At 47.3% G+C, this 12137-nt stretch carries 12 protein-coding genes; 3 read left to right on the plus strand and 9 right to left on the minus strand.

Annotation, left to right across the window (positions count from 1 at the left end; genetic code table 11):
• Positions 1-11: 11 nt before the first annotated feature.
• The 3 genes from AC3RV5_RS22945 to bioH form a co-directional block, all read right to left on the minus strand.
• A complete protein-coding gene (locus AC3RV5_RS22945) occupies positions 12-932 on the minus strand; it encodes a putative metalloprotease CJM1_0395 family protein (protein WP_489729877.1) in 921 nt (306 codons plus the stop codon).
• A gap of 19 nt (positions 933-951) precedes the next feature.
• Positions 952-1218: a hypothetical protein gene (locus AC3RV5_RS22950; RefSeq protein ID WP_489729878.1), complete on the minus strand. Its 267-nt coding sequence runs from the start codon at positions 1216-1218 to the stop codon at positions 952-954.
• A 116-nt stretch (positions 1219-1334) separates the two neighbouring features.
• A complete protein-coding gene (bioH, locus tag AC3RV5_RS22955) occupies positions 1335-2120 on the minus strand; it encodes a pimeloyl-ACP methyl ester esterase BioH (RefSeq protein WP_489729879.1) in 786 nt (261 codons plus the stop codon).
• Positions 2121-2197: 77 nt separating this feature from the next.
• Between bioH and AC3RV5_RS22960 the strand changes: the two genes are divergently transcribed.
• Positions 2198-2863 (plus strand): ComF family protein, encoded by a 666-nt coding sequence (locus AC3RV5_RS22960; RefSeq protein ID WP_489729880.1) that lies wholly within the window; start codon positions 2198-2200, stop codon positions 2861-2863.
• Here the strand turns inward: AC3RV5_RS22960 and AC3RV5_RS22965 are convergent.
• Positions 2847-5402, minus strand: a complete 2556-nt coding sequence (locus AC3RV5_RS22965; protein ID WP_489729881.1) for a M14 metallopeptidase family protein — start codon at positions 5400-5402, stop codon at positions 2847-2849. The genes AC3RV5_RS22960 and AC3RV5_RS22965 overlap by 17 nt on opposite strands.
• A gap of 156 nt (positions 5403-5558) precedes the next feature.
• Between AC3RV5_RS22965 and nfuA the strand changes: the two genes are divergently transcribed.
• A complete protein-coding gene (gene nfuA, locus AC3RV5_RS22970) occupies positions 5559-6137 on the plus strand; it encodes a Fe-S biogenesis protein NfuA (RefSeq protein ID WP_489729882.1) in 579 nt (192 codons plus the stop codon).
• A gap of 228 nt (positions 6138-6365) precedes the next feature.
• Here the strand turns inward: nfuA and AC3RV5_RS22975 are convergent, their stop codons facing one another.
• On the minus strand, positions 6366-7703 hold the full coding sequence (locus tag AC3RV5_RS22975; RefSeq protein ID WP_489729883.1) for an MATE family efflux transporter: 1338 nt from the start codon (positions 7701-7703) through the stop codon (positions 6366-6368).
• Positions 7704-7872: 169 nt separating this feature from the next.
• Here AC3RV5_RS22975 and AC3RV5_RS22980 point away from each other — a divergent pair, with 169 nt between their 5' ends.
• Positions 7873-8928: a polysaccharide deacetylase family protein gene (locus tag AC3RV5_RS22980; protein WP_489729884.1), complete on the plus strand. Its 1056-nt coding sequence runs from the start codon at positions 7873-7875 to the stop codon at positions 8926-8928.
• Here AC3RV5_RS22980 and AC3RV5_RS22985 read toward each other — a convergent pair.
• The 4 genes from AC3RV5_RS22985 to AC3RV5_RS23000 are packed head-to-tail and all read right to left on the minus strand — an operon-like array spanning position 8925 to position 12131.
• Positions 8925-9533 (minus strand): GNAT family N-acetyltransferase, encoded by a 609-nt coding sequence (locus AC3RV5_RS22985; RefSeq protein ID WP_489729885.1) that lies wholly within the window; start codon positions 9531-9533, stop codon positions 8925-8927. The genes AC3RV5_RS22980 and AC3RV5_RS22985 overlap by 4 nt on opposite strands.
• Complete coding sequence (locus AC3RV5_RS22990; RefSeq protein ID WP_489729886.1) at positions 9533-10174, minus strand: SCO family protein; 642 nt, start codon at positions 10172-10174, stop codon at positions 9533-9535. Before AC3RV5_RS22990 ends, AC3RV5_RS22985 begins: the two co-directional genes overlap by 1 nt.
• Before the next feature lie 52 nt (positions 10175-10226).
• On the minus strand, positions 10227-11144 hold the full coding sequence (gene cyoE, locus AC3RV5_RS22995; protein ID WP_489729887.1) for a heme o synthase: 918 nt from the start codon (positions 11142-11144) through the stop codon (positions 10227-10229).
• Positions 11145-11153: 9 nt separating this feature from the next.
• Positions 11154-12131, minus strand: a complete 978-nt coding sequence (locus AC3RV5_RS23000; protein ID WP_489729888.1) for a COX15/CtaA family protein — start codon at positions 12129-12131, stop codon at positions 11154-11156.
• Between the last annotated feature and the right edge of the window lie 6 nt (positions 12132-12137).

The following is a 12137-nucleotide window of genomic DNA, read 5'->3' on the forward strand; positions in this document are numbered from 1 at the left end:
CTGGCCCTTACTCAAACACTTTGTTCAAACCCATTATTTTTAGGTTGGGTGACCTGCTGATAGTAATTTTGGATCACACTTTCCCGGATGCGCATTTTTTCGGCGCGCCCGGCTAAAAGACGGGCAAAATCTTGAGGATTACTGTCAAGACTCCCTGCCAAACTAGCATCCAAAGTAGGGGGACTCACATCGGTAACTTGCGCTATATCGTCTAAATCAATACTTTGCGCCAGGGTTACACTGTCATCATCGGCTACCTGTCGGCTAAACTCTTTTTGCCGATCTTCTGTTTGTTGTGCAGATATATCGTTGCGCGCCTCTACGGTTTTCTGACTCGCTTCTGCGGCAACCTTGCGATCCTGTGCAGAAGGTTCAGCCGGGGCCAAGGCAGCCGCTTTAACTTGTTGCATCTTGCGTATGGTATCTTGCGGAGATGTTGCCTGGGCTATGTCAATGGAGACTTCCCCGTCCACAGCGTAGCGTTTACCATCAGGTCCTTTAGTGTATTCATATTGCGGTGGTGCCGCATATTGGCCGCCTAAGCTAGCATGGGCCTGTTCATGGGCGCGTACATCTGCATCTCGTTGTTTGAGCTCGGCTACCTCAGCCTGCTCTTGTTGCTTTTGCTGAGTCTGCTGACGTTGATCAGCCTCTTCTTTACCGGCGCTGGGATCCTTGGCATTATCCTGATTGGCGGCATTTTGTTGTGTCTCGCTCTGGGCTGGTGTTTGGGGGCGTTCATATACTACAGCTTGATAAGGCGATTTAAGTCTATCCGCTTCGCTGCCTAATCCGGCTTGTGCAGCTGAATTTTCGGCAGCGACCAGTACAGGCACGGCTTCGCGTAGACTATTGTCCCTGCGTGCAGCTTCTGTATTGACATTCACTGTTGTGAAGGAAACTGCAATGGGAATGGGCGTGACTATATTCACTTGGGCGCCGTCAATTTAGCTAAGCAAAAGTATCGAGCAAGGTGCCGAGGGTATCATCGGCTGCGCTCAATACTCTGGCGGAAGCTTGGGTATTTATAGCCCCCATTTGCAGGTCAATCAGAGCATCAGTTACCTTTACGCCAGCTTGAGACCCACTCGTCTGGCTGCCAGCCGTGGCACTGGTGATATTCCTCGACGCCTGGCTAATTTGGTTTGAGCCTCGTTGTAATCCCAATGCCCCACTGGCAAAAGCAGAGCCCGTACCGTTATCAATTAGTAAGCCCAAAATTATTACTCCCCAACTAAATCCATGCTCAATTATTAACCAAATTGCGACAATTTAACAGCAAACTTTTATTTACCCTTGATCAAACGAAAAACCGGTTGAGATAGATGACACTTTTAGCTGATATTTTTGCCTATCAAAATACTCAATAAATTGGCCATAAAATCCTCGGGATGGGAAATAAAAGGGGCGTGTGAGGCATGTGGAAATATATGATAACTGTGCTCAGGATGAGCATCATCTAAATAATCAGTCAAACCTACGGGTACCAAGCTGTCAAGGCGACCCAACATCCAGTGCACCGAAACATTGCCAATATTAACGTTCCTGCGCAGATCTGTCTGTGCCAGTATCTGCAACCCTGCCCGTAGTGCGCCAAGATTAGGTTCGGGGTATTGTTGGATATTTTTTTTGATAAGCTTGATATCGGCTTTAGCCGAATCACTGCCCATAGCCTGAATGGCCAAGAACCGCTGCAGAGTTTTGCTGAAATCACACTGAAGTTGTTGAGCAAACGCTTGCAGAATACGCGGCTCTATTCCGGGCCAATCAGGGGCTTTAGAAAATTTTGGGCTAGTGGCCACTAACAGTAAGTTGTCAATTAGTTCAGGGTGGTCTGCGACGATCTGTTGTGCAACCAAGCCCCCCAAAGACCAGCCCAGAAGGTGGCACTTAGCCGGCAAACATTGATGCACTAGATCGGCGACAGCTTGCAAACTTGAATGACCAAGTTGTATATCGGCGTTGACCCCAAACCCCGGCAGGTCAAGGTAAGTAACCCTAAAGTATTGCTCTAGCTGGGTTGCTATGGGCTGCCATACCCCACTATTTACCCCCCAACCATGTAACAGGACTAAAGCAGGTCCCTGGCCTTGGGTGCGGCTTTGTAAACACATATTCATGTAAATTGATCTACGCTTATTGGCGGGCCGGACAGTGTAAGGAAGCATAGGATGAAATCAAGTACGGGCAACAAACATTGGGAACTTTAGCCATTTCCCAAAGCTGCTTGATATGCAGACAAGCCAGCTTGCCACTGGTATGCCAGTTTTGTCAGGACGACTTAGCCTTATTTGATTGGGGAAAATACCACTACAATTTATTAAATTGGCCCCAGGCTCAGCGCGGCTTAAAAAACTTTAATGGTCGACAACTGTTAGCCCTGGCTGATTACCAATGGCCATGGTCGAGTTTGCTCACCGGTCTTAAATTTTCCAGCAAGCTGCCCCATGCCAAGATCCTGGCGCAAATATTTGTGCAACAGCTACTTAACGTGCCGGGCCCCTTGCCTGACGCCATCCTTCCGGTGCCTTTGCATAACAGTCGTTACCGCCAACGAAAATTTAACCAGAGTATTGAAATCGCCAAACACATGGCCGCCCTAATTCCTATCTCTTTGGATGCAGCATTGGTTAGCCGGGTGAAAGCCACGCAGGCACAAACACAATTGAGTGCAGCCAAGCGTAAGGCCAATCTCAAAGGTGCGTTTGCCTTGAATCGGGCACCACAGTATAAACATGTGGTGTTGTTTGACGATGTGGTCACTACAGGGGCGACAATCAACGCTATGTTATCGCTATTACAAAGTAACTGCCCGGCATTAAAAATTGACGTCTGGTGTATCTGCCTTACCCTGGAGCATTAATAAAGTCAGCCATAAAGATGGCATTGCTCAACAAACGGCTAGTCCCCTGCCAGTATCCTCGAAAATTAGGATCATCCGTAAAGGCTACAACTTTGCCCTTCCCCAGGGTATGAGCTACCACAGAGGCGCTATTGGCGATCAAATGTTGTAATTCGTCCGCCGTGTAACCCGCTAACAGCGGTTTGGCAGAATATTGGCCAACGGTTATAAAAGGCGTTTTAGGTTTGCGCATGATCACCGTACTGTTGCGAAAGCTGGGTAAGTGTTCCCGGCTAAAGCCAAAAGTTAACGGATGACTCAAGTCTAAACGAGTGTCAAATACTGCACCTGCTATACGTTGTTTTGCTGCTAATGCATCTTGGTCGGCATAGTTAAGTCCGGTGACCGAAAACGCCTTGTTGAGTTCGTCTTTAGATAAAAACGAAGCTTTTAGCCAATCCTGCTCACTGAACCACTTGGCCGCGCTACCTTGGCCTATTATCACGCCTCCAGCTTTTATCCAATCGTCTAATTTCTTAACAGTGCCCTGTGCTACCTGGTGATAGTCGCCACTGGCCCAAATTATATGGCTATAAGAAGCGAGGGGTAAAACGTCCAGCTCCGCAAGATCTGTGATGGTGACAGGCATATCCACCCTTTGATCCAAATAGTGCCATATTTCACCCACTTCATATTGCGAGGTGCCTGCACCGCCAACAAGCAAAACCTGGGGGGTCTGCACCTCCAGCATTTCCCGACTGCCCAAATCAATGCCCTGGCTGGTAAGTCCGGACATCACTGACCAGACCTTTAAATTCAGCTCGTCTGCTTTATTGCCAAGTAAAGCAAGCAAGTTGTCTGGCTGTTTAGCGGTTGTCGGTATGATCACTGAGCCGGCAGACAATGGGATGTCTCCTTCTGGCGTACTGGCCACAAACGCATTGCCCGCCACCTTAGCCTTGATCCCAGCACTCAACAGTTGCTGTAACAGCTTGGGGGAATGGGAGTCTTGCCAAGAAAATGCATAGGCATAGGCATCAATACTCAGCGCGGACGACGGAGATTGGTTGTCTCTAGGCGCCTTGTCCAAGGCAACCTTTCGCCAAATCTTGCGTTTAACGGGTTCGAACTGCAGATTAAATGCCAGTGGCAAATTCCAATTCGACACATCATAAAAAGTGTTGTCGTCGAAGCGTTGACGTACGGAGAACAACGATTTTATCAGGCGATATTGCGCTTGTTCCAGGGGCACAAAGATACTGTCCACCGGGTTAAATCGATTGTCATTGATCTTTATGGGCTCAGCCAATGGCCAAAATTGAATACCATGCTGGCTTAAGATAGTCTGCATAGCTGCAAAGCGACTTTTGTCCTTCGCTTCACTTATGACATAACCTACTAGGTTGTCATCACTGATCAGTTTTTGGGTTTGCTCGGCGAACTCTTGTCGATAATTTACCAGCGCCTGTTTGTTGGCCAAGGCGCCGGAAAAAGTAGATAGGGAAGTAGTGATCTGGTTCCGGATTGTATCGGTGAACTTAAGTAGGCCGTTGACGGTTTGTTGTTGATGTCCACGACTACTGGCTTGTTCGAATAAAATACCAATGCTGCCATAAGCATCGGGATAAGTTGAACCCTTGCCATAATAAAAGTCGTCGTAGCCTTCCTGAGTAAAATATAATTGTTTGTCAGCATCTAAGGCTTTGGCATGAAATTTTGCCAATGCTTCGGTCAACTCAACATTTTTTAACGGTGTAAATGGATTTTTACGGGACGTAATACCAGGCTGAAAAAAATAACTGCTGTTAGGGCCCATTTCATGAAAGTCAGTTAATACATCTGGGCGCCAAGCTTGAAACTGGGCAACTCTCGCTCTGGATTCGGGGTGGGTGAGCAATAACCAATCCCGATTTAAATCAAACCAATAGTGGTTGGTGCGGCCACTGGGCCAGGCTTGCTGATGTTCCCGGTGTTGGGGATCACTCACCAGGTTTTTGCCGCGATGCATATTGGCCCACTGGGCAAACCGAGCCAGCCCATCTGGATTAATGCTTGGGTCGAGTAATACCACGTTGTTCTGGAGCAAGTTGTCTATTTGGGAATTTTGTCCCGCGGCCAAATAGTAGGCTATGAGCAGTGCGGCGTTACTACCGGAAGGTTCGTCGCCATGCACACTGTAACCCATCCACAAGATAAGTGGCGAGTCGGTTGAGGTTTTGCTGCCCAGGTTAGCGAGGTGATTGGCCTGGATCTCCCCAAGATTTTTTTGATTTTCCGCAGAGGTAAATGCGAGTAATAACAGCGGGCGATTCTCATGGGTGCGGCCGGTTTCAACCAAACTTACCCGTGTTGAGGTGCCGGCAAGTGCACGCATGTAAGTAACCAGTTGATCGTGGCGTACATGCCACTCTCCCACCGGTGCACCCAACACCTCAGTCGGGGTGGGAATATCATCCAGGTATTGGGTATCCGCGGGTAAATAGGCTTTATCTGTAACGGCGAAAAGTTGGGTGGAGATCAACCATAAACTTGTAACAAAACAACGACAACAACCCAGCATAACACCCTTTCCTCAACTACCCGAGAGTAAAAATTCGATAAAAAAGGAGGTTCGCATGTTTTAGCTGAAATTAACATAAGCAAATATTATTACTTGAGTGTTTTAGTCAAGTAATTTTGTTATTATAGCGTCATGTCTATTTTACAGGACCTTAATATGATTTCTATATCAGAAACTGCTCAAGCACATTTTTGTAAATTACTTGAAAAACAAGAAGCTGACACTAACATTCGGGTATTTGTGGTCAACCCAGGTACGCCCAGCGCCGAATGTGGTGTGTCTTATTGTCCCCCCGATGCGATCGAGGAGAGTGACACAGTACTGGAATTCAATGGCTTTGATGCGGTCGTTGATCTCGAAAGTGTGCCTTTTTTAGCTGAGGCGGAAATTGATTTCACAACGGATCAAATGGGTTCACAATTAACCCTAAAAGCACCCAATGCCAAGGCGCGCAAAGTAGAGAGCGATGCCCCATTGGAAGAGCGTATCAGATACATGATCGAGGCAGAAATTAACCCCCAGTTGGCCAGCCACGGTGGTAAAGTCTCGCTAGTTGCAGTCACGGATAAAGGCGAGGCCATTTTACAGTTTGGCGGTGGTTGCAATGGTTGTTCCATGGTCGATGTGACCCTTAAAGACGGCATTGAAAAGCAAATGATGGCGCAATTTTCTGGGGAGCTAACCGCCATCAAAGACGAAACAGAACATGAAGCTGGCGAGCATTCTTACTATTAAACCTTATGCTCAAGCGCAGCCTGCATAAACTGGCAAGTAATCCGCAAAAAAGCTGGGGCAATTTCAAGATAGGGCTCAGCATTTTTGTGTTGGGTGTAATACTGATATTTGCCGCTCAGCATATTTGGCAATGGTTCTACATACCTGCCTTATTGTGCCTTGCTGTTGGCAGTGGCTTTGCCATAGTAGGCTACATTGGGATCCTCGCATTTAGGCTAATTAACGCCTTTAAGCTACCAAACGCCCGCGCTGGGAAAGCCAAGTAAAATACCAGCCCAAACTCCCCCCCCTAGCTAACATAAACACCAGTAAGGCTATCCACAGTGCCATATTCTCCAGGTCTCTGAGTAACCACCAGCTAGGGAAAAATACCAATAGGCTACTAAGCAACATGCTATTTTGCATAGCCTTAGCTCGCGTTAAACCGACAAACACGCCATCGAGCAAGAAACACCAGTGACTCACCACAGGCAGTAACCAGGTTATGGGTAAATAAGTGTGGGAGAATGTTCTCAGCTCGGGTAAATCGGTCAATAGGCCGATAATCTGGTGACCAAAAAAGACAAAACCAAGACTATACAATACGGCCAAATTAGCAGACCAAAATAAGCCTTGCAGCACCACAGTGTGTATTTGCTGATTACTGGCTCGCCCCTTGGCTTCACCAACCAGTGCCTCTACGGCGTAAGCAACTCCATCTAAACCCAAGGCTATTAAGGCAAAAAACTGCATGACTATGGCATTACTGGCGGCTGTCATCTGACCATATCGGGCACCTTGAAATATCACAAAAGCCAGACACAACTGCAGGGCCAAATTACGAATAAAACTATGGCCGTTTAAGGACATCAATTGGGTTAATTCTGACCAGTGCCAATCTACCAACCTGGGTTTGATAAAACCTAAACGGCGCACTGCCAACCACATGCCCGATAAGCAAATTGAATATTCGGCCAAGACACTGGCCAGCGCCACCCCCTCAACCCCTAAACCCAAGACAAACACCATAAAAATGCTTAGAGCCGCATTAAACAAATTCGCCAGCAACTGAATGATCAGTACCTGCCTGGTTTGTTGTTGGCCAATCAACCAGCCAATTATCGCCAGATTCGCCAGGGCGGCGGGAGCACCATAAATTCTGACGTTAAAGTATTGGCTTATGATATTTTGCAAACCAGAACTGGCATCACTGAGATACAAACCTATTGCCAGCAAGGGCTGATGTATCAACCAGATAAATATACCGATGCTCAACGCTACGCTCACACTGTGCCAAAGCACTTTACTAGCCTGCGCGATGTCTTGTTTGCCTTTTGCTTGGGCGCTTAAACCTGTGCTGGACATGCGGATAAATCCGCAAAGCCAGTAAGTTTGAGTCAATATCAGCGATGCAATGGCTGCCCCGGCTAAAAATTGGCTATTTTGCATATGCCCCAACACGGCCGTATCGACCATACCGATCAACGGGGTGGTAATATTACTGAGGATCATAGGTAAGGCTAAAATCAGAATACGCTGGTGAGCCAGGCGCTCCCAAAAATGTGAATTAGCCGGATTATTTTCCATGCAATAGGTAAACTCGATTTAGTGGGTGGTTTATTGATCAGTTTAGGCGAGCCGCAACCTAGCCTGCATTCAATGTTATAATCCCAGCCAATGTGGCTCAGATTAGGGTAAAATACCTAAGTCCCGAGGCAAACAGCCATTTTCAGACATATCAACCAAGGGTATCTGCATGGATCGTATCATTTTTTTGTTTATTTTAGGGTGTTGCCTCATCACAAATGTGCGTAGCGTTGAAGCCGCCGACAACGCAGTTATCTTGCTTTATCACCACGTGAGTGAAAAAACACCTGGCTCAACCTCTGTTTCGCCGAGCACCTTTAGAAACCATATGCAATATTTGCGTGAAAACTTTCACGTTTTGCCGCTGCCCGAGATAATTTCCGCCCTACAGGCAAAACGCCCTTTGCCTGATAATGCCATAGCCATTACGTTTGATGACGGATATGTGGATATCTATCAAAATGGCCAGCCTATTTTAAGCGAATTTAAGCTGCCATATACCGTATTTATCAACCCGGCTCTGGTCGGTGCAGTCGATTATCATTTGAGCTGGCAGCAAATGAGCGAAATGTCCAAACAAGGCGCGACTTTCGCCAATCACAACTTAAGTCACGACCATCTCTTGGCCCGAAAAGGAGACGAAGATGAAAGTGACTGGCTTAAACGCTTAGAAAAAGACATTCAACAAGCCGAGCAGATGCTGCAAAAAAATCTAGGGATAAGCCACAAGTATTTTGCTTATCCCTATGGAGAATTCTCCCCAGCGTTGCAACAACGTATCACGGATTTAGGTTTTATCGGTTTTGCACAGTACTCAGGGGCAGTCGCCAGTTTCAGTGATTTTTCCGCACTTCCACGCTTCCCTGCTGCCGGTGTTGACGATGACTTTGCCTTATTGAAGTTAAAAATGCACAGCCTTGCCATGCCGGTAACAGACGTTAAACCTAAGGATCCCGTGATGAATGAGGCACAAATGCCGTTTACGTTCAGCTTCGAGGTTAATGACAAAGACATTGATAATGGGCGGATTGCCTGTTTTTTCCAAGGCCAGCCTCAAAGCATTGCCATTGAAGGTAAAAAGATCTTGGCTGAGTTTAATCTTTTTCTGCCATATGGCCGCTCAAGACTCAATTGTACCGTACCCAGCATCGTACAGCCGTCACGATATTACTGGTACTCCAAGCCGTGGTTCGTCGCTGATCAACAGGGGCACTGGCCTGATTAAAGGGCCTTACGCAGATGTTCATAGTGTCCCAGAGCCAATTCGCTGTCATCATTATGGCTGCTGGTATGCACAAAGCCGTATTTAAGATAACACTCAATGGCAACTCGATTACTGGCTTGTACATCCAAGGTTAGTGCCGTTTTGCCAAGTTCCTTACCCATAGTTTGAAAATGATCCAGCAGCTGACTAGCTAAACCCTGACGTCGATACAGACCACTGACGGCAAGATGCCCCACACATAATTCATTGACTTGGGGTTTGGGAAAAACCTCCTGCAAGCCTTGGCAACGCTGTAAGACCCTTAACAGTTGTGCTCCTGAGTAACAGCTTGCCAAGCTATCAAAGGTACTAGAAACAAAACTCGCTGGGGGGTAGCGAACCCAACTACTAGCCAAAGCGACAGCTTGATTGTCCAGGGCTATTACCCAGTGGTTGGCATAACCGAATTGCCCCTCAGGGCGAGACAAAGCATGGGTAAGGTAATCTTTGGCAGTATAAGACGGCGGATTGTCGAACAACCTTGGTAACGCCTTGGGGGCCGAACTGATAAGTAAGGGTACCAGCGAGTCGACATCGCTCTTTACCGCCCGGCGAAGGTGATACATTATGGCCAGGCGGAGATCAACACTGGCAAGTCCTGTAAAATTTTCTGTCCGTCACTGATGGCCAATTTCCCCGCTGCAAAATCTGGTTTAAAACGCCCCATAACATTGCCATCTGGATTCACCAGCACCACTGAAGAGCTGTGATCTACCAGATAGTTAGGATTATCCGTGCTGTCAGAGATGGAATACATCATGCCCATCGCCCTAACTAATGGGAATAGCTGGGTATGTTCACCGCTGGCGGCAATAAATTGAGGATGGAAAAAATTAACATATTCAGCTAATCGCTCTGTCGTATCCCGCCCAGGATCCACCGAGATAAAAACCACTCCTATGGGATAGGTTGTTTCTAACTGCTGCAAGGCAGGGTAAATACTCGTTAATTCGGCCATAGTGGTGGGGCAAATGTCGGGGCAAAACGTATAACCAACAAACACCAAGGTCCACTTATTTTTAAAATTTTCTGCCTGAAAAACCTGTGCATGGTGATCCGTTAACTCAAAATCAGGTAGAGCTCTGGCCTGAGGATACAAACTGATATAACGGGTTTTATCCATCTGTCCGGGTGAAATAGTCAATGCCAGTACTACCCCCAGGGCTAAGGCAACCAGTGCCAATAACCCAAGTTTTATTTTACTCATAGGATGAATCTCATAGGATGAATCTCATAGGATGAATCTCATAGGATGAATTTCATAGGGTAAATCTCACATAATGATCGACCAGCAGCACCACAAACAATACCATCAGATGAATGATGGAAAACCTGAACGTTTGCATTGCCGTGTCATTATCACTGGCAAATTTCAGCTTCCACGCGTAATACAAAAAGCCGCCATTGAGTAAAGTAGAACCCGCTAAATAGATTAAACCTGTCATGCCAATTAAATAGGGCAATAAACACACTATTGTTAACAACAGGGTGTAGAGTAAAATGGAGGTTTTGGTGAATTCTATGCCATGGGTTACCGGCAACATTGGTACTTTAGCACGGGCATAATCTTTCTGGCGGTGAATGGCCAGCGCCCAAAAATGGGGTGGGGTCCAAATAAAGATAATCAACACCAACAACAACGCGTGGGCGTGGACCTCGTTGGTTACCGCTACCCACCCTAACAGTGGCGGTGCCGCACCAGCTAAGCCTCCAATGACGATGTTTTGCGGCGTAGCGCGTTTAAGGTACATAGTATAAACGAAGGCATAACCCACCAGACTTGCCAGGGTCAATAAAGCCGTCAACCTATTCACCCATAACTCTAATATTATATAGCCAACTACCGTCAACCCGGCGGCAAATAACAACGCTCGCCTGGGGCTAACCTTGCCTTTGGGCATGGGCCGATTGGAAGTACGCGCCATTTGGCTGTCAATCTTACTATCCACAACATGGTTGATCACCGCTGCCGCCGACGATAAGAAACCGATGCCTAGCAAACCGGCAATTAAGATCTTCCAGCTGATCCAAGTTTCACTGGCCAGACACATACCTACCAGCGCAGTAAGCAATAACAACATCACCACCTTGGGTTTGGTCATTTCATAATAATCGCGCCAAGTGGTGGTAATACCCCGCCCGGAATTTTGTTGCAAGGCAGCTGCAGCTTTGCTCATTGATGTCTCCTAAGTTTTTCGATAAAGGGTGTAGCTCAACATCACTAACACCAACAACAAACAAGCTGCAAGGGCATTGTGCATTACGGCAACCATAACAGGTAAACTGAAGACTACATTACTCACGCCGAGTATAACCTGAGCCCCAAGAACCACAACTAACCAGGCCGCTTGTTTCTTAATCAGCCGGGAATGGGCGCTCGCATATAAGCCGATCGCCAACCAACACAGATAGATAAAGGTGATAAACGCGCCGATTCTATGGGTGATATGCATGGTCATGCGTTGGGCGTAGTTGTGTACACCATACTCATAATTCTGGGCATCGGGTAAGCTAAAAGCGCCAAGGAAATCCAGACGCTCGTACCAATTACCCTCACAGAGGGGTAATTCGGTACATGCTAATGCCGCGTAGTTTGACGATGTCCAGCCGCCTAACGCTATCTGGCATAAAAGAATAATCATTCCCAATAAAGCGAACTTGCCGAATTGGCGGGTACGTTGGTCGCCTCCGGGTATACGATAGGGCGACAAGCGCAAATACAGTAAAAAGAGGCAGGACAAAACGGCAAAGCCGCCCAATAGATGCCCCATCACCACCACAGGCATCAAATTCAGCGTCACAGTCCACATACCTAGGGCGCCTTGAAACATCACCAGACACAATAGGAAAAAAGGCAATTTAACCGGTCGGTGATAGGATCGATTGATAATGCTGATAATAAATATGACAAAAATAGTCAGGCCCAGAGCACTAGCAAAATAGCGATGGATCATCTCGTTCCATGCCTTATGCGACTCCAAAGGCCGTTCAGGGAAGGCCAGTTCGGCAGCAGCAACCTGCTCATGGGCCTGGGGCACCGTAAAATGCCCGTAACATCCCGGCCAATCAGGGCAACCCAATCCGGCGTCGGTCAGGCGGGTATAGGCTCCCAACATAATGACTACTGCCGCAAGCAACAGGCTAATCAGTACCAATTTTTTCATTCATTG

This window comes from Paraglaciecola sp. IT1134 (assembly GCF_058068185.1).

What these genes read in the sequence shown, in the direction of transcription:
- bioH (WP_489729879.1), bottom strand. Translation starts at nt 2,120, where the DNA reads ATGAATATGTGTTTACAAAGCCGCACCCAAGGCCAGGGACCTGCTTTA.
- AC3RV5_RS22965 (WP_489729881.1), bottom strand. Translation starts at nt 5,402, where the DNA reads ATGCTGGGTTGTTGTCGTTGTTTTGTTACAAGTTTATGGTTGATCTCC.
- nfuA (WP_489729882.1), top strand. Translation starts at nt 5,559, where the DNA reads ATGATTTCTATATCAGAAACTGCTCAAGCACATTTTTGTAAATTACTT.
- AC3RV5_RS22975 (WP_489729883.1), bottom strand. Translation starts at nt 7,703, where the DNA reads ATGGAAAATAATCCGGCTAATTCACATTTTTGGGAGCGCCTGGCTCAC.
- AC3RV5_RS22980 (WP_489729884.1), top strand. Translation starts at nt 7,873, where the DNA reads ATGGATCGTATCATTTTTTTGTTTATTTTAGGGTGTTGCCTCATCACA.
- AC3RV5_RS22985 (WP_489729885.1), bottom strand. Translation starts at nt 9,533, where the DNA reads ATGTATCACCTTCGCCGGGCGGTAAAGAGCGATGTCGACTCGCTGGTA.
- AC3RV5_RS22990 (WP_489729886.1), bottom strand. Translation starts at nt 10,174, where the DNA reads ATGAGTAAAATAAAACTTGGGTTATTGGCACTGGTTGCCTTAGCCCTG.
- cyoE (WP_489729887.1), bottom strand. Translation starts at nt 11,144, where the DNA reads ATGAGCAAAGCTGCAGCTGCCTTGCAACAAAATTCCGGGCGGGGTATT.
- AC3RV5_RS23000 (WP_489729888.1), bottom strand. Translation starts at nt 12,131, where the DNA reads ATGAAAAAATTGGTACTGATTAGCCTGTTGCTTGCGGCAGTAGTCATT.